The 17,354-nt window shown below is 55.7% G+C and carries 17 protein-coding genes and 1 tRNA gene; 9 read left to right on the forward strand and 9 right to left on the reverse strand.

Going from position 1 to position 17,354, the window contains the following annotated elements:
• Entirely contained in the window at window positions 1-1,077 is a 1,077-nt protein-coding gene (locus JK213_RS07855) for a putative zinc-binding metallopeptidase (protein WP_194262535.1), read from the reverse strand.
• A complete protein-coding gene (locus JK213_RS07860) occupies window positions 1,064-1,942 on the reverse strand; it encodes a transglutaminase family protein (RefSeq protein ID WP_194262534.1) in 879 nt (292 codons plus the stop codon). Before JK213_RS07860 ends, JK213_RS07855 begins: the two co-directional genes overlap by 14 nt.
• 354 nt (window positions 1,943-2,296) lie before the next feature.
• Between JK213_RS07860 and JK213_RS07865 the strand changes: the two genes are divergently transcribed.
• Both JK213_RS07865 and JK213_RS07870 read left to right on the forward strand, forming a co-directional pair.
• Window positions 2,297-3,754 (forward strand): circularly permuted type 2 ATP-grasp protein, encoded by a 1,458-nt coding sequence (locus JK213_RS07865; protein ID WP_228125527.1) that lies wholly within the window; start codon window positions 2,297-2,299, stop codon window positions 3,752-3,754.
• Complete coding sequence (locus JK213_RS07870; RefSeq protein WP_228125514.1) at window positions 3,751-4,785, forward strand: alpha-E domain-containing protein; 1,035 nt, start codon at window positions 3,751-3,753, stop codon at window positions 4,783-4,785. The genes JK213_RS07865 and JK213_RS07870 overlap by 4 nt, the downstream gene beginning before the upstream one ends.
• Here JK213_RS07870 and JK213_RS07875 read toward each other — a convergent pair.
• On the reverse strand, window positions 4,772-5,593 hold the full coding sequence (locus tag JK213_RS07875; protein WP_228125513.1) for a DeoR/GlpR family DNA-binding transcription regulator: 822 nt from the start codon (window positions 5,591-5,593) through the stop codon (window positions 4,772-4,774). The genes JK213_RS07870 and JK213_RS07875 overlap by 14 nt on opposite strands.
• Window positions 5,590-6,381 carry a triose-phosphate isomerase gene (locus JK213_RS07880; RefSeq protein WP_194262588.1) on the reverse strand — a complete coding sequence of 264 codons (792 nt, stop codon included), beginning with the start codon at window positions 6,379-6,381 and terminating at the stop codon, window positions 5,590-5,592. The genes JK213_RS07875 and JK213_RS07880 overlap by 4 nt, the downstream gene beginning before the upstream one ends.
• A 323-nt stretch (window positions 6,382-6,704) precedes the next feature.
• Between JK213_RS07880 and JK213_RS07885 the strand changes: the two genes are divergently transcribed.
• The 3 genes from JK213_RS07885 to JK213_RS07895 all read left to right on the forward strand — a co-directional run bounded on the left by JK213_RS07885 (window position 6,705) and on the right by JK213_RS07895 (window position 9,590).
• Complete coding sequence (locus JK213_RS07885; protein ID WP_194262532.1) at window positions 6,705-7,184, forward strand: YbaK/EbsC family protein; 480 nt, start codon at window positions 6,705-6,707, stop codon at window positions 7,182-7,184.
• 5 nt (window positions 7,185-7,189) lie between these two features.
• Window positions 7,190-8,389 carry a DUF2075 domain-containing protein gene (locus tag JK213_RS07890; RefSeq protein ID WP_322783044.1) on the forward strand — a complete coding sequence of 400 codons (1,200 nt, stop codon included), beginning with the start codon at window positions 7,190-7,192 and terminating at the stop codon, window positions 8,387-8,389.
• Between the two features lie 76 nt (window positions 8,390-8,465).
• A complete protein-coding gene (locus JK213_RS07895; RefSeq protein ID WP_194262531.1) occupies window positions 8,466-9,590 on the forward strand; it encodes an SMP-30/gluconolactonase/LRE family protein in 1,125 nt (374 codons plus the stop codon).
• A gap of 206 nt (window positions 9,591-9,796) precedes the next feature.
• On the opposite strand, the gene JK213_RS07900 is transcribed toward JK213_RS07895, so the two are convergent.
• Window positions 9,797-10,999, reverse strand: a complete 1,203-nt coding sequence (locus JK213_RS07900; protein ID WP_194262530.1) for a hypothetical protein — start codon at window positions 10,997-10,999, stop codon at window positions 9,797-9,799.
• 764 nt (window positions 11,000-11,763) lie between these two features.
• A tRNA-Tyr gene (locus tag JK213_RS07905) sits at window positions 11,764-11,849 on the reverse strand.
• A gap of 68 nt (window positions 11,850-11,917) precedes the next feature.
• Between JK213_RS07905 and rlmB the strand changes: the two genes are divergently transcribed.
• Window positions 11,918-12,766: a 23S rRNA (guanosine(2251)-2'-O)-methyltransferase RlmB gene (gene rlmB, locus JK213_RS07910; RefSeq protein ID WP_194262529.1), complete on the forward strand. Its 849-nt coding sequence runs from the start codon at window positions 11,918-11,920 to the stop codon at window positions 12,764-12,766.
• 45 nt (window positions 12,767-12,811) lie between these two features.
• Here rlmB and JK213_RS07915 read toward each other — a convergent pair whose 3' ends face one another.
• The gene (locus JK213_RS07915) at window positions 12,812-13,897 is read right to left on the reverse strand and encodes an alkene reductase (protein WP_194262528.1); all 1,086 of its coding nucleotides are present in this window, start codon (window positions 13,895-13,897) and stop codon (window positions 12,812-12,814) included.
• A gap of 97 nt (window positions 13,898-13,994) precedes the next feature.
• Between JK213_RS07915 and JK213_RS07920 the strand changes: the two genes are divergently transcribed.
• Window positions 13,995-14,294 (forward strand): helix-turn-helix transcriptional regulator, encoded by a 300-nt coding sequence (locus JK213_RS07920; RefSeq protein ID WP_194262527.1) that lies wholly within the window; start codon window positions 13,995-13,997, stop codon window positions 14,292-14,294.
• A gap of 7 nt (window positions 14,295-14,301) precedes the next feature.
• Here the strand turns inward: JK213_RS07920 and JK213_RS07925 are convergent, their stop codons facing one another.
• On the reverse strand, window positions 14,302-14,778 hold the full coding sequence (locus tag JK213_RS07925) for a TspO/MBR family protein (protein ID WP_194262526.1): 477 nt from the start codon (window positions 14,776-14,778) through the stop codon (window positions 14,302-14,304).
• 63 nt (window positions 14,779-14,841) lie between these two features.
• The gene (locus tag JK213_RS07930) at window positions 14,842-15,216 is read right to left on the reverse strand and encodes a hypothetical protein (protein WP_194262525.1); all 375 of its coding nucleotides are present in this window, start codon (window positions 15,214-15,216) and stop codon (window positions 14,842-14,844) included.
• Between JK213_RS07930 and JK213_RS07935 the strand changes: the two genes are divergently transcribed.
• Both JK213_RS07935 and rpoH read left to right on the forward strand, forming a co-directional pair.
• The gene (locus tag JK213_RS07935; RefSeq protein WP_194262524.1) at window positions 15,215-16,183 is read left to right on the forward strand and encodes an RluA family pseudouridine synthase; all 969 of its coding nucleotides are present in this window, start codon (window positions 15,215-15,217) and stop codon (window positions 16,181-16,183) included. The genes JK213_RS07930 and JK213_RS07935 overlap by 2 nt on opposite strands.
• A 244-nt stretch (window positions 16,184-16,427) precedes the next feature.
• On the forward strand, window positions 16,428-17,321 hold the full coding sequence (rpoH, locus tag JK213_RS07940) for an RNA polymerase sigma factor RpoH (protein ID WP_194262523.1): 894 nt from the start codon (window positions 16,428-16,430) through the stop codon (window positions 17,319-17,321).
• The last annotated feature ends 33 nt before the right edge of the window (window positions 17,322-17,354 follow it).

Consider the following 17,354-nt stretch of genomic DNA (forward strand, 5'->3'; position numbering starts at 1 on the left):
TCAGGCGCTCTGACTTTCGCGGATCAGGCGATGAATGAAAGCGAGTTTGTGCATGACACCTGCCGTCAGCACAAACGGATAGAAATCCGCCAGCCCCATGGAGCGGTTCAGACTGTTCACGGCGTAGGTCAGGGGCAACCAAGCCTGCATGATGTCTTCGAAAGATGCCTGCGTATACGGATCTTCGAGTGTTCGCCCGGAAGCATGGCCGATCCCCTCAAGACGCGGATGGACGCTTACACCGAAAGCACAAGCGGTTTCGAGCGTTGAGACGATGTGCAGATAGTGCGCCCAGGTTTCTGCAAAATCCTCCCAAGGATGGGATGTCGCATAGACGCTGACATGATTGTCCTGCCATTGGGGCGGCGGGGGGCTGTCATAATAGACCTGAAGTGCCTGCTGATAATCCGCGCGATCATCACCGAAAACAGCGCGGCACTCCTCCAGGCGCCCAGCGTCGCGCACAAGCAGATTCCAGTAGTAATGCCCGATTTCGTGCCGGAAATGCCCGAGAAGCGTGCGGTAATATTCTCCCATCTCAACACGCATCCGCTCCCGTGTTGCATCGTCGGCTTCGCGCATGGCGATGGTAATGACGCCGTTGGAATGCCCCGTCATGACGGGCGCCGATCCGTCCGGCGCATCGTCGAGGAAGTCGAACACCAGCCCGTTCTCCGGGTCCTGACGTCGATCCCGGATGGGCAGTCTGAGTCGCAGAAGCGTGTAGAACAGGCGATGCTTGGCCACCTCGATCTTGCGCCAGCGCTCCAGATTTCCGGGGATATCAAGGCTCGGAATCGTACGGTTGAAGCGACAGGCAAAGCAGAACGATCTGTCACTCTGCGGGTCAGGTTCGGTCAGCCAGTTGCAGACGTCATGATCATGATTGGAGCAGTAGCGCAGACTCTCGTGCCGGGCCGAGGGCTCAAGCGGGTGCCACAGCCGCTCCCCAGCCGGGTCCAGCGCAGTCAGCAGAGACTGTTCCGGCAGGTACCCGACGGGGTGGCGGCAGTGCTCGCAAACCGTGTTTTCAAAAAAGAGAATCTGTCCGCAGGACTGGCACTCAAAGAGCTTCATGGGAATGCATTACACCGCCTTCCCCGATCATGGCCAGTTCCGGAGCAATGTTCCCGACGGGAAGCGGTGTCGCACGCATCGTGACTTCAAACGTGGCCTTGCACCGGTCCAGCAGTCCTGAAATGGGCGCGGTTTCCTCGGGACGCCCGGCGACCGCCAGCGGAATGTGATGCTGCGCCACCATCAGACCGGACGTCGTATCAAAACCAACCCAACCACCTTCCGGAATCCACGCTTCAGCCCAGGCATGCAGGTCACAGCTCAGGCCAGTGACGTCATCCGGCTGGATCAGGTAGCCGGATACAAACCGTGCCGAAAACCCAAGATGCCGCAGGATCGTTACCAGAAGCCAGGCGCTGTCACGACATGAGCCGCTTTCTCGTTGCAACGTCTCTTCAGGCGTCCACACGCCCGGTTCAAATCTGCGCTGATAGGTCAGACGCTCCGCCACAGCCCGGTTGAGATCCGCCACCACGGACGGAACCTTCTGTTCCCCCGCAACCCGCCAGGCTTCGACAAAGCGGGACACCTGCGCCCCAGCCGTATCGACATCCCTGTAGGCGGCACAGACCGGTGTTTCTGCTTCTCCTGCCTCACCCGGCTGGCTACCCAGATCCACCTCCATACTGACCGAAACATCAAACGCCGTAACGCGCTCCTGAACCCCGACTTCCGCCACACGGTTGCCGTACGCATCGTGCCGCCAAAGCACATCCGCAGTATCCGGCGATATGTCGAGCGCATAATTCCGGATGACAGAGGCCACACGCGGCACCGGACACAGACGCACGGTCTGACGGCCCAGAAAGACAGGTCGGTCATACTGGTATCGGGTATGGTGACGCAGTACGACGCGGGAATTCATGCTCGGCAGGCCCTGAGGACAATCAGTTTCAGAAATACATTCCAGACACAGGATTTTCGGGCCATCCTGCTCCAGCAACCACCGGGTCTGATGGCCATTCAAACCATTACCCTATCAGTCTTGTCGGGAACCGCAACAATTTCCGCCACACTTCCCACGATCTGTCCAAACGCCAAATTTCACGCTTGGCAAAGCGTCGAAATCTTGCTCCGTTAATAAAATATCGTAACGAACCGGCACGGCTGATCGGGCTTTCCTTCAGCACACGGGGTCGGGAAAAAACAGGGTGTGAGGCAGAGAATGAACAAGCCGGTTTTGCAGTCTCCCGATCCCTCCGCGACCAGCCTTTCCGTAATGGCTCCGACAAAGGCCGCGGCAGGTATTTTCGCCGCCTATGACACACCGGATTTTTTCTGCGAACTCATGCGCCGGACGGATGACATCCCCCCCGCACTCAGGACCGTGCGAGACCGTCTGGCCGGTTTTGATCTTTCGGAACTGCGTCATCGCACCAGCACGGCCGAGACGCAGCTCTATCGATTGGGCATCACATTCACCGTCTATTCCGACCGCGAAGCGATCGACCGCATCCTCCCCTTCGACATGATCCCGCGCGTTCTCACTGCCCCGGAATGGGATCATATCGACCGCGGCGTGCAGCAGCGCGTCAAAACGCTAAACCTGTTCCTGCGGGACATCTATCATGAGCGTCATGTTCTGCGAGATGGCATCATCCCCGCCAGTTTGGTCCTCGGCAACCCCAATTACTGCGAAGCCATGGTCGGCGTCCGCGTCCCCGGTGACGTCTATGTCCATATCAACGGGACCGACCTGATCCGCGACAGCAGCGGCCGTTTCATGGTCCTAGAAGACAATGCGCGCACGCCGTCGGGCGTCTCTTACGTCATCGAAAACCGCCACATGATGCTGCGCCTGATGCCGGATCTTGCCTCGGGCATGCCTCTGCGCTCAGTTGAGGAATATGGGCTCAAGCTGCACCAGACCCTCTGCGAGGTCGCGCCCGAGGGTGTGACCGATCCGCAGGTCGTGCTGTTCTCGCCCGGCATCTACAATTCCGCCTATTTCGAACATGTCTTTCTGGCCCGCGAGATGGGCGTGCCCCTTGTCGAAGGCCGGGATCTGATCGTCGAGAACCATCGCGTCTATATGCGGACCGTCGCAGGGCTGCGGCCCGTTCATGCGATCTATCGCCGCCTCAACGACGAATATCTGGACCCTCTGGCTTTCAATCCGGACAGCATGCTCGGCGTACCCGGCCTCGTGGAAGCCTATCGCCGGGGTAACGTCACGCTGGCGAACGCTCTGGGAACGGGCGTTGCGGACGACAAGGCCGTTTATGCCTACATGCCCCGCCTCATCCGCTATTATCTGGGTGAAGACCCGATCCTCGACAGCGTCCAGACCCATATCTGCGCCGAGCCGGAGGGGCTGGCCTATACGCTGGCCAATATGGACAAGCTGGTCGTCAAACCCGTCGGCGAGTCCGGTGGCTACGGCCTGTTGATAGGCTCGCAGGCCACCCAGACTGAACTGGACGAATTCCGCGCAAAGCTGCTCGAAGATCCGTCCAATTACATCAGCCAACCGGTCATCGACCTCTCGGTCTCTCCCACGCTTTGTCCCAGCGGTGTGGAGGCCCGGCATGTGGACCTGCGACCTTTCGCCCTGACCGGAAAAAATACATGGGTCCTCCCCGGTGGCCTGTCCCGCGTGGCCCTTCGCAAAGGCTCGCTGGTCGTCAATTCCTCACAGGGCGGCGGCTCGAAAGACACCTGGGTGATGGCCCGATGACACAGACCGGCACACGCTTTCCCGCCATGCTCGCCAATCTCAACACGCTGCTGTCGCGCTATGGCGAGAGCATGATGTGGCTCGCCCGTTATATGGAGCGGATCGAAAATCTCGCCCGTATTCTGGAAGTAACGGAAGCCTTCGTCCGCAATCCCGATGGTAGTCCGGGATGGGATTCCATTCTTCAGATCAATTCTGATGAAGAGCGCTACGCCGCCCTTTATGCGTTGCCCGCGACGGAAGAAAATATCCTCGCCTTCTACATCACGGAAAGCTCGAACCCAACATCCATTCGCGCCATGGCGCATATGGTTCGGGAAAACGCCCGTTCGGCCCGTCCGCTGATCTCCACCGAAATGTGGATGCAGCTCAATATTTTCACCCAAAGCATGATGGAACTGTCCACGCCCGACATCCGCCGCAATGGTCTGTCCGGGCTGTGCAACCGTATCAAACAGGACTGCCAAACGCATTTCGGCGTTACCGAAGGCACGCTGTATCGCGATCAGGCGTGGCTGTTCTATCTGCTCGGGAAATATCTGGAGCGTTCCGACCAGATCACCCGTCTGATCGATATCCGCTACCACACACTGCTGCCGGGTGGCGAAATTTCAGGCTCTCAGATGGACCTGACGCAATGGGGGTCCGTCCTGCGTTCAGCTGCGGCCTATCATGCCTTCCGCCGACTTCAACCCGTGACGACCACACCGGCCAATGTCGTGGGGTTTCTGCTGAAAAACGAAGGATTTCCGCGCTCCCTGATGCTTAATCTGCGGCAGGTGGAGAGCACGCTTAATGCCTTGTCCACACACTACAATCTCCGCCACCAGTGCGGGCCTTTACAGGAACGCATCATCAATCTGAGGGCCACGCTCGAAGACCAGACCGCCGAAGAGATCATTTCCCGCGGATTGCACGAATACATGACTTATATTCAGGACGAACTCGGAGCCTTGCAGGCGGAAGTTTCCGTCACGTTCTGGCCAATTGCTCCGGTCATGACGCGACAGACGGCTGTCAGTTCGCAGTAAGTCCGGGAGCGGGGCGCGGGACATTGGCAATCCTCAGCGATATGCCCGCGTCCCGCAGCAGTTCGGCGCAGGCGGGATCGATCCCATCATCCGTAATCACGACGTCGAATTCAGACAGGAGCGCCAACCGGTTCATGGCCACAGTGTCGAACTTCCGGCTGTCTGCCAGAAGAACGCGGCAATCCGCCACATCCATCAGGGCCCGCTTGGCCTGAATGATGTCCTCAACCTGATGATAGGCCGTCACGCCGGATATTGCGGCCGCCGACACGAATGCCATGTTGATCCGCATGGACATCACAGCCTGCTCGCAGATCCTTCCCACAAAAGCATCGAACGTCGGGCTATAACGCCCTCCCAGACCGATCAGCCCGACCGTTTCGCAAGGCCCCAGACGACTGACGATTCCCAGATTGTTCGTCACGACCGTCAACTGGGCGATTTCGCACACCCTGTCGGCCATCGCCCCTGCGGTTGTGGAATCATCCAGCGCCACAGTGTCGCCCTGACCAACCATAGAAGCGGCTAGGGCCGCAATCGCCTGCTTTTCAGCAACGGCTTGCGCCCTGCGATACACCACGCTTGCCGATGCGCCGATGTTCGGAAGCGTCGTGATGTCCGTTCCGATCCGCCGGACCAGACCCTGCGCACAGAGCACCAGAAGATCCCGGTTGATCGAAGCCCGACTGAGCGAAAAGCGCTTCAGCAGGTCCGCGACCGGCACCACGCCATGTTCGGTGACATAATCAAGAATCCCGCGCCGGCGGCCAGACAGTGCCTGCCCTTCCGTAAGCAGGGCACTCATCATGCAGGAACCTTCGGAGAGACCACATCACGCACGCTCTCGACCAGATCCATGAAATCCGCTGGATTCCAGCCTGCCCGGCCGATCAGCACGCCGTCCACGTCCGGCAGGGCCACATAGTCGCGGATATTGCCCCGCGAAACGCTACCGCCATAAAGCAACGGAATCCGAACGGAACTGCCCTGCCCCGCAATCCCCTGCACAACACCACGCAGCGTCGTATGGATCTGGGAGACGAAAGCCGGTTCGGCCGGACGACCCGCCGCCCCTATGGCCCAGACGGGCTCATAAACTACCAGAACACGTTCAAGGTCTTCCTGAGAAACCCCATGCAGCGCAATTTTTGTCTGCCGCGCCAGAGTCTCCTGTGAAACACCGAACTCATATTCGTCGAGCGTATCCCCAATACAGATCAGAGGGCGCAGGCCATGCCGAAGCGCTGCGCGGACCTTCAAATTGACCGTCCAGTCCGTTTCCCCGAAATGCTGCCGAGGCTCCGAATGCCCCAGCACGACAATGGACGCGCCGCATTCGGCGATCATGGGAGCGGAAATTTCACCCGTCCACGCCCCATTGTCCTCCCAGTACATATTCTGCGCGCCGACCATCAGGGGGCTGTCCTGAAGAACCGCTCCCACATCCCGCAGCGACGTGGCGGGTGGGGCCAGAAAACACTGGACGCCCTCCGGGGGACGAAAAAACGCCAGGGCGCGGGCATCCGCGATGGCTTCGGCCGGCCCCTTGTTCATTTTCCAGTTCGTCCCGACCCAGATGCTTTTCTGATTCACGATGCCTCTCCCGACAGCTTTCCGACCCGCTGGATCGTCACGACGATTCTCCTGACCCCAGACCAGCCAGAATTTTCTTTAGCGTTAAACAGTAACAGAGAAAATGTCATGCGTCTCATGAATAACGATACATCACGCAACTCAGCGACAGTTCGGAATAAAGCGATCAGCCTCTTTCCGACGTCTCCTATGTTGCCAACCGGCCCCTGCACGCCCATACAGACAACACGATATTGCAGGTCCTGGCCGGGGCGATCCCCGCTGATTTTCGCTGGATTTCAGCCGTTCGGCGTATAATGGCCTGCTTCTGGAGACGGAGCACGCACATGACCCGAGAAACAGCCGCAACCGCCTTTCTGACGGCCCAGAACATTCCTTTCAGCGTTCATGATTATGACTATGCCCCCAATGGCGGTCTGATCGGAATGCAGGCAGCAGAAGCCATCGGCGTAGCGCCGGAAGACGTGCTCAAGACGCTGGTTGTCGAAGTGGACAAGAAACAGGCTGTCTGTGTCATCGCCCCTGCGCATCAGCGCATGAATCTGAAGAAGGTGGCAGCTTTGTTCGACGGGCGGAATGCCCGCATGATGAGCCCTGAAAAGGCCCATGAACTAACAGGCTTCGAGTCTGGCGGCACAAGCCCGTTCGGATCGAAAACCCCAATCCCAGTTGTCCTGTCGCAGGACGCGATGCCGCGCGCACATGTCTATATCAATGCGGGTGGTCAGGGGCTGGTCGTGCGGATGACACCCGCCGATGCCCAGCGGGCCACGGATGCCAAAGTCGCCGATATCGCGGCGGACTGAATGTCGTGAGCGTTTCCGGGAATGCCGCCACAGGCAAGCTCTCCCCGGAGCGCGCACTATCCGGGCCGCAGATGGATCTGTTGCAGCGCGTGGTTTCCTTCTGCGAATGCCACCGACAGGACGACAGCGCCCTTTTCATTATTGAAGGCGCGGCAGGCACAGGAAAAAGCGTCGTCCTGAACGCAATCTTCAACACGCTCCAGACCCGGGCACGAAATGGTTCACCCGCCGACCCGCTGAAGGGTCTGCGGAACATGCTGATCGTCAATCACCCGGAGATGCTCAAGCTCTATCGCAACATCGCGGCCACCATGCCCAACCTGCGCAAGAGCGACTACGAACGCCCCACGACCTTCATCAATAAATCCGCAAAGACCGGACAACGCGCGGATATCGTGCTGGTGGACGAGGCGCATCTGCTGCTGACCCGTCCAGACCGGTACAATCATTTCTCCCAGCAGAACCATCTGGAAGAAATCCTCCGCTGGGCGCGGATCGTGGTGATCGTGTTTGATCCGTTGCAGGTTCTGAAGTTCAAGAGCCACTGGTCCAGTGATCTTCTCGAGAGCTTCCGCAAAGATCGCCCTTCAGAGACTTTCCATCTCAAAACCCAGTTCCGTGTCGCGGCCAGTGCCGCCACATGTTCGTGGATCGACGCTTTAGGGCAGGGTAAGATCCTGTCCCGGCCCAAAGATCCGCGCTTCGATCTGCGGGTCTATGACGACTGCGCAAGACTCTATGCGGATCTGCGTGCTTGCAATGCGAAATACGGCCTTTGCCGTCTGCTTTCGACCTATGATTATCCCTATACGCTCAATGGTGAAGACCATTTCATCACCGAGGGCGACTTCCATTTACGATGGGATCGTTCCCTGCCAAGCGAAAAACTCCCCTGGGCCGAGCGCCCGGATACGATCGACGAGGTCGGGTCCGTCTATACGATCCAGGGGTTCGACCTGAATTATGCCGGAGTCATTCTCGGACCGTCCCTGTTTTATGATGCGGAACATGACCGGATCGGCGTAAGGCCGGAAAGGTACGAAGATAGCGCGGCCTTTCAGGGGCGGGATGGAATCGCTGCACCCGAAGAGGCAAAAAAGCGCGTTATTCTCAATGCCCTGAACGTCATCCTCACGCGTGGGATTCATGGGCTGTTCCTGTATGCCCACGACCCTGCCCTGCGCGCGCGCCTGCTGAAACGCTGATCTTCTGCACTCACGTGGGCGTGGGTTGTCAGGCCTGAGCCATTCTGTTCCTTTATCGGTAAAGGAGATCTCAGCCATGGCTCGTCAGACATTTCTAACCTTCGTTTTCAGCGTCGGCATTGCAGCACTTACTACCGCCTCTCCCCTCCTCGCCGCCGAAACCGTCGACAAAGGCACACTTCCGTCCGGCAATGTGCAGATCATCGGACGCTTTTCCAACGCTCAACCTTCCGGCATTGCCGTTCTGCCTGATGGACGCATGATACTCGGCTTCCCACGCAGCGCTCACGAACATTCCGGCCCGAGGCTGGGGCTATATGTAAAAGGTAAGCTGATGCCCTTCCCCGATGCCGCCTCACAGGAACAGTTCGTCTCGCCTCTGGGTATGACCGTTGATGCCAACGGGCAGCTCTGGGTTCTGGATGAAGGCATGGTCGCTGGCACAGGAACGGTAGCAGGCGCGCAGAAGCTCTTCCGAATTGATCCTGTGAGCGGAAAAATCGCGCAGGTCATTCCCCTCAGCGCCCCAGCCCTTCTGCCGGACAGCCACGTCAATGACGTCCGCATCGACCTGACTCATGGCAAGGCGGGAACCGCTTTCATTACCGACACGTCCGTCGATGTGCATCCCGCACTGATCGTCGTTGATCTGGCCACGGGACATCAGCGTCGCATTCTGGCGGACACGGTCTCCGTCATGCCGGTTCCCGGCTTTGTTGCCGTAATGGACGGCGTGGCAGGACGCTATAATCCGGCGCACGCCACGATCCCTCAAGGGGGTGTAAACGGGGTTACCCTCAGCCCAGACCAACAGACGCTCTACTGGCAGCCGCAGAGCAGCCGCCGCCTCTATTCTGCGCCAACCGCTGTTCTGTCTGATCCGAACACCAGCGAAGCCAATCTGGAAAAGGCTGTGAAGGATGAAGGCGAAACCGGAGTGGGCGATGGTATGGCAACTGGCCCGGACGGTTCGCTCTACATCACGGATGATGAGCGCCATGCGATCCTGCGCCACCGGCCGGATGGTCAGGTTTCCGTAGTGGCACATGATCCGCGTCTGACCGAACCCGATGGTCTGACCTACGCCAATGGCGCTCTGTACGGCACGGTCGGGCAATGGGCACGCCTGCCGGTTTTTCATAACGGCAAAGACCTCGAAGTCATGCCGTATATTGTCGTGAAAATCGCGCCGCTGGACTGAAGACAGTCCCGCCGGAGATCACTCTTCAACTCTCCGGCGCATTTCCTGATCATATTAATACGGGAATCCCGGGACAGACACTTCTCGCTCCGGCATTTACCGTTTCCTGTGTTCAAACCATCTCGAAAACCTGAATAATATACTCTATCTTTTTTATGATATACGATACATCTACAATAATAGAAATTTATAGTAAATATTTATTATTAACTTCTGAAAAATCGCGTTATTTTATTTAAAACAAAGGCGAATTTATTTTTTTTCTTTTTTTTATTTATATCTATTGCAGAATAAATTTCAATTTTATCATCAAACTTGAAATTATTAAAATATATTTCAAAAAAATCTCTTGAAAAGGGGATTTTTCGATAAAATTTATCAATTTTATTTGTCTCTATACTAATTTTATTATAATCCATTTCAATAAGACTGGAATTATAGAAGCAAAAACATGTTTTTTTTTGGCCATCTACGATAATAGGAGAAAATCTATTATCTTCGAATGGAAACTCTGACCAAAAGGAGCCCGCTATCGACGAATAAAAACTCATTATATAACCGTGTTTGTTAATAATAATAAATAACTCCGAGCTTTCTTCATTTGGAAGATAATCATAAACGAAATAGTAGTATCCTCCATATTGATCTGGGTTATTAAAATATATTTGATTTTTAACGCAAATCTTTTCCTCTCGGGAAAGAGGAAATTGGAGATAAGAATTAAGAATGTGTTCTAATATATTTTTAGTCGGCAATGAATAGGATTCATTTAATTTATTTCTAATCACAGAACTAAGAATTTTTCTTTTTTCAAGGCAATATAATGATAAATGCCCCAAACCCGGAAGAACAACAACATTAATTTTATTAAGAAATTTGTTAATTAAGTAAAATGTCTTATTATCATCTTTTATTGATAAATCAAGTATAACTATAAATTTATCCTGATCTTTTGGTGAAAGGGATGATACCTTAATATTATTAAGGCAGTAATTTTCTATGTAGCTTTTATTTATTTTATCAAATAAAATAAACTCTTCACTATCATTTAAATTCATTTCCTTTTCTGAAAGAGATAAATATGGACTACAAACAATACATAAATCTACCTTTATGTAGCTAGATATATAAAATGCAAAAAATCCTCCCATAGAATGGCTTATTATTACTACTTTAGAAAAATCTTTTAGAAAATTTCTTAGAAAATCAAGAGCATTTTCAGTAGAATCATTTATGAAGAAATCTCTTTTTTTATTTGTTATTCCTAAAACGTTAAAATCTAAAAAACTATCTTCTAGCAAGATATATTTTTCTGATTCATCTTCATGCCCAATACCACTTATAGTTACAATAATTGTGTTTTTTATATTTTTTTTTGTTGGAATTTCCTGCGCCTTTGAGAAATTCATCGAAATAAATTCATTACAGAAGACCATAGCATTCTCCGAAAAATGTAATTACTTATATTTTTTTATTTTGTTTTTTTTGTATAATACTATACCGTTGTGAACGACGCTGAGGGATTTGAGTTCCTCAAAAATCAATCTCACAATCTATTTCGTAAATTCAAAATAAAAAAAATACCACTATGTAAATATAGAATTAATATTAGTATTATATTATATAATACTGATATTAATTGCCATAGCATCGAATATAATGAAAATATTTACCTTAATATCATAAATATATACTATATAATTTCTACAATTTCCGCGCCTGTTCTAGCTGAATCTGCCTTATATACAATGCGAATTCTTGGGGAAATCTTCCGATTCTAGGTATAGTATATGATTCCTTACCTCCGGTTCGGATTGAAAAAATAGTGATCTGAAGTAGTCCAGCCCAGTCAGACCCGGCGCTGACGCTAAAACGATCCGTCCGTTTGATGAAAGTCCAGGAGCAATATCCTTGCTACTGGTTCATACGCTGAGCAAAATACCTCTCGAAACCAAGATACTATGCTCCCAAGCAACGGTTTGTGGCCTCTTGCAACTCCCGCTCGACATTTCTGGGAAGAGGAAATCTTTGCCGCTCAAATCACTTCTCTTGTGCGCGCCACACGATGCACATCGTTATGATGGGAGAACCGCTGACAAGAGAACAACGAACTGGCAGCTGACTGCTACCGGCACGAAGTTATTATTATTTGATTTATTAGATTTTGGTGACCTGGTGGAGAGAGTTGGATTCGAACCAACGTAGGCGTACGCCAGCGGATTTACAGTCCGCCCCCTTTAGCCACTCGGGCACCTCTCCGGGTCGGCGGTTGAGATATGGCGGATTGGCGGCTATGTCAATCGCCTGTTGTCGATTATATGATTTTTATGGCCAGAAGATCTCCCTCCCGCTCCGCTCCCGACCGTTCTACGGATCGCGCCTCCCCTCCATCCGCACGCGCTGACCAGCCGTCCCGCCCCTCCGGTGAGCGCTCTGGCGGACGTAGTGGCCGTTCCGGTCGCGGTCATGCTGGCAACTCCGGTTCCGGCTACTGGATTTATGGGCACCATGCCGTGCAAGCGGCTCTCGCCAATCCTGAGCGTGTGATCCATGATTTTCTGGCGACGCGCGAAGCTGCGGCGTCTTTCGAAGGCGCATCGCACAAGCCGCAGATTGTGGACCGTGAGCGCCTCGACAAACTCTGTGAGCGCGATGCCGTGCATCAGGGTGTTTGCCTGCGGGTTGAGCCTCTGGAAACACTCGCCATTCTCGATATCGTCGAGCGTACCGGCCCGGTTCTGGTGCTTGATCAGGTGACGGACCCGCGCAATATCGGCGCCATTCTCAGATCGGCTGCGGCGTTCGGAGCGGCAGCGCTTCTGGTGCAGGATCGCAATGCCCCGCAGGAAAGCGGCGCCATGGCGAAGGCAGCTTCAGGCGCGCTCGACCTCGTTCCCATTCTGCGTGAGGTCAATCTCTCCCGCGCCCTTCAGGCGCTTCAGGCCGAAAATTTCTGGGTTGTCGGTCTGGATGCCGGTGGCACACGACTGGATGGAAAAGGGTTTGTCGGGCGTCGTGTGGCGCTGGTTCTGGGGGCCGAAGGGGCTGGATTGCGCCGCCTGACGCGTGAGACCTGCGACGAAATCGCCAGTGTTTACATGCCCGGCGACATGGAGAGCCTGAACGTTTCCAATGCTGCGGCGGTCGCGCTGTACGAACTCGTCCGGCCCGTCTGACTGGAAATCCGGGAGCAACCAACAGCTCCCGGACTGCCTCAAAGCTCAGTTGGGACCTGAGGTCGCGGACGGGTAGTCGATATATCCCTCCGGCCCCTGACTGTACCAAGTCTTCATATTGTCAGGCTCAAGGGCGATGCCGCGCTCGAAACGCTCCGGCAGGTCGGGGTTCGAGATGAACTTCCGGCCAAAGGCAATCGCATCGGCGTGCCCTTCTGCCAGTGCTTCCTGCGCCATCTCAAAGGTATAATCCTGATTGAGAACCAGCGGCCGGGTAAAGACCTTACGGATCTGCGGGGACAGTTTGGGCTGATCGGTCTTGCCGAAAGTGCCGTCCGGACCGGGTTCGCGCAGTTCGAGCCAAGCCACGCCCAGATCCTGAAGCAGTTTGGCGGCCGGCACGAAAACCGTTTCCGGCGCGCTATCGATGCAGCCTTGTGTATCACCATTCGGGGACAGGCGGACGCCTGTCCGTTCCGCACCGATCGCGCCAATTACGCGCTCGGTCACTTCACGCAGGAAGCGGATACGGTTTTCCGGCGAACCGCCATACTCATCGGTGCGAAGATTCGTCCCATCCCGCAGAAATTCATCGATAAGATATCCATTGGCCGCGTGGATCTGCACACCGTCAAAACCCGCACGGATGGCGTTGCGCGCCGCGTTCTCGTAATCGTTCAGGATACGGCTGATGTCAGCGGCGTTGATTGCACGCGCCTGTTCGTAAGGCTTTTTGCCTTCATAGGTATGAACTTCGTTCGGAGCTGTCGTGGCCGAAGACGAAACGGGCTGCGTGCCCGTGACGGAAGAATGGACCATCCGTCCCATGTGCCAGAGCTGGCAGACAATCTTGCCGCCCTTGGCATGAACCGCGGCGACAATCGGCTTCCAGGCTTCCACCTGTTCATCTGACCAGATGCCGGGAGCAAACGGCCAGCCCAAACCTTCGCGGGAAATGCCTGTGGCTTCACTGATAATCAATCCGGCGCTGCTGCGCTGGGCGTAGTATTCCGCCATGATCGGAGTCGGAACAGCGTTCCTGTCGGCGCGCGCACGCGTCAGAGGGGACATCAGAATCCTGTTCTTCGCGTGAATGGGACCGAAATCAATCGAATCGAACAGCGTTGGCATCCTGCTTCTCCTTCAATGGACTGATCACCATATTGTTCGATAAAACTCGAACAAAGCAAGTGTTGCGATAAAACTTCAGGAAAGGGATAAGATCTTTATGGCTGCCTACGACCATCCTGACTCCGCGACATTCGAACTGATTCCGGTGCTGCGTGCGCTGGCTGATCCTGCGCGTCTGGAGATCGTGCGACATCTGGGGCGCGTTGGGGAAGCCAACTGCGCCACACTGATCGGAACGCGGCCCAAATCCAGCATGTCGCACCATTTTCAGGTCCTGCGTGAGAGCGGCGTCCTGAGAACCCGGATCGAAGGCGTTCAGCACCGTAATTCCCTACGGATCGAGGAACTCGACGCCCGGTTTCCCGGGCTTATGGCGGCCATTCTGAACGCCGCCTGAGGCGTCTTTAGTTCGTACGCCAGATTTCTTCGTGAATGCAGGTGGCGAAGATCAGCCATGCAAAAAACGGAACCTGCATTGAAGCTGCCTTGCAGTCCACCTTGTGCGCTGCACAGATCGAGGCTCCAGACGTCATGATCAGGCCGACACAGATGGCCAGACCTGTTCCAAGCTGCCGTTTGCGGAACACGAAGAACGGAAAGCCTGCCACACCGGCAACGCACAGCGCCCAGAGGATCAGCGCCGCCGTCCGGCAACAGGATTTTTCAGCACGCAGAAGCCGGTAGCCCGACCAAGCCAGAAGCCCGTCCAGAATCGTCCAGACGATGCCATAAACCGGACCTGGCGGATTGAAATGCGGCTTGTTCAGCCGGTCGTACCACCGGCGGGTAGACGGATCGTCCGCCGGGCTGATTTCACGCGAGGCATACTGCACCCCAAAAACCGTACCGACGGCCAAGGCCGCATCAATCAGACGTCCCATTATCCGTGATCCTTTCTGAACCTGCCGCCCTAACGCGAAAACACGGCGGCAGGTTCAGACCGATCAGGGTGCAGACGGCGCGGGGGTTCCAAAATCTAGTTCGGCGGCGATTTTTCCGGCCTCGGGATTCCACAACAGCACCCTATCACCTCCGGTGCCACTCAGTGTCACCGCCATCAGACCGTCAGGGCGCGCCGTAAGCGCCGTAATATGCTCGCCCGCACCGAGCGGAAGAGCGAGACGCGAGAAGCCTCCCTCGGCCAGCGGCACGGTTGCCGTAACGCTCGGCCGGGGATGCAGGAAGCGGTAGGCAATCACCCCGATCAATCCGAAAACGGCCGCAATAATCAGCACGCCCATCAAAATTACAGCGGCCAGAAGCGCTTTTGGTGTCTGCGACTCGCTGTTCGCCATTTCCTCGGCTACACCCTGTGTCATGTCTGATCCTGCTTCCCCATTCCGTCTTGTTGTCGATGCGTCCACGGCTGGCCAGAGGGCCGACCGCGCGCTGGCGGACGCCATCGGCACGGTTTCACGCTCCCGGGTCAAGGCCCTGATTGAAGGCGGCAGCTTTTCCGTCAACGGAAAGACGGTCTGCGAACCGGCGGAAACGCTGCGTGACGGCATGGAACTGCTGCTGACATTCCCCGAGCCCCTCCCTGCCCGTCCGATCGCTGAGCAGATCCCGCTGAACATCCTGTATGAGGACGACGACCTGATCGTGCTCGACAAGCAGGCCGGGCTTGTCACGCATCCCGCTCCCGGAAACGAGACGGGCACGCTGGTCAACGCCCTGCTCGGCCATTGTGGAGCAGGTTTCGAAGGAATCGGCGGGGAGAAGCGCCCCGGTATCGTGCATCGTCTGGACAAGGACACGTCCGGCCTGATGGTCGTGGCCAAGACGGCCATGGTTCATAATGCCCTGTCAGAAGCCTTCGCCGCCCGCGACATCGACCGGGCCTATCTGGCCCTCGCTTGGGGGCTCCTGCCGCTGGAAGGCGAATTCGACGGTAATATCGGCCGGGACAAGCGGGATCGTAAACGCATGGCTGTTGTCGGAAGCGGCGGCAAGGTTGCCCTGACACGCTTTAAGCTGATCGAACCCTATCAGGCCGCCGTCTCCCTGATCGAATGTCGTCTTGCCACTGGACGCACCCATCAGATCCGTGTTCACCTTTCAAATGCAGGCCACCCCCTGCTCGGCGATCCGGTCTACCTGCGGCGGATTCCCGCAGCGGCGCGTGGTCTGTCGCAGGATGCGAAGGAAGCGGCACTCGATTTTCCCCGTCAGGCGCTTCATGCAACCCGACTCGGATTTATCCATCCGCGGACGAAAAAGCAGCTTTCGTTCGAAACTGCCCCTCCCGAAGATTTTCAGACCTTGAAAAAGAGACTGATCGGCTAAACCTTAAAAGGCCATTGACTTTTTTGGCTGAGCCTGTCATAAACAACTTATCCGACGAGCTGACGCGCCGCCGGAACGGATCGTACCGCCAGAGGTCGCCCAGTCCGGGGGCTAACGGTCGGGGACGTGAAAGTCCTTCCCAATGCGTCACCTGGGTCAGACGGAACTATCCCGTCGCCGGTCCGTATGAGTCTCCATCTCATCCGGATGCGGGTTAAGCCCCGGGCGAAAGGAGTCGAAGACCATGGCATCCCCAGCCGTCATTTCAGTGGGTCCAGAGAACAACCTCACCCGCTATCTTCAGGAAATCCGCAAGTTCCCCCTGCTGACCCCGCAGGAAGAACTCGATCTCTCCCGCCAGTGGCGCAAGAACGAGGATACGAGCGCGGCACACCGCCTCGTTACGTCCCATCTGCGCCTCGTTGCCAAAATCGCCATGGGTTATCGTGGCTATGGCCTGCCGGTGAACGAACTCATCAGCGAGGGCAATATCGGCATGATGCAGGCCGTGCGCCGGTTCGACCCGGAGCGTGGTTTCCGCCTTGCCACCTATGCCATGTGGTGGATCCGTGCCGCCATGCAGGAATACATCCTGCATAGCTGGTCTCTGGTGAAAATCGGTACGACCGCCTCACAGAAGAAGCTGTTCTTCAACCTGCGTCGTCTGAAAGGACAGATGCAGGCGATTGACGACGGTGATCTGAAGCCGGAGCAGGTCAACTCCATCGCGACCACTCTTGGTGTGCCGGAACAGGACGTCATGTCCATGAACCAGCGTCTGGCCGCACCGGATCACAGTCTGAACGCACCGCTGCGCATTGATGGCGAAGGCGAATGGCAGGACTGGCTCGTGGACGACCACGACAATCAGGAGCAGACCTATGCTGCTTCTGAAGAGTTCACGGGACGCAAGGCGCTTCTGGATCAGGCCATGATGACGCTGAACGAGCGTGAGCGCCATATCCTGAGCGAGCGTCGCCTGAAGGAAGAGCCTTCCACGCTGGAAGATCTCTCCCATCACTACAACGTCTCGCGCGAGCGTATCCGCCAGATCGAAGCCCGCGCCATGGAAAAACTCCAGAAAGCCATGGCCGCGGAAGTAGAATTACGCCGCCGCGAAAACGGCCTTCAGGCCTGAAGCGACACATCACGAAAAAAGCCCGTTGGGATA

It is taken from the genome of Gluconobacter sp. Dm-44 (genome assembly GCF_018256175.1).
Classification (GTDB): domain Bacteria; phylum Pseudomonadota; class Alphaproteobacteria; order Acetobacterales; family Acetobacteraceae; genus Gluconobacter; species Gluconobacter cadivus.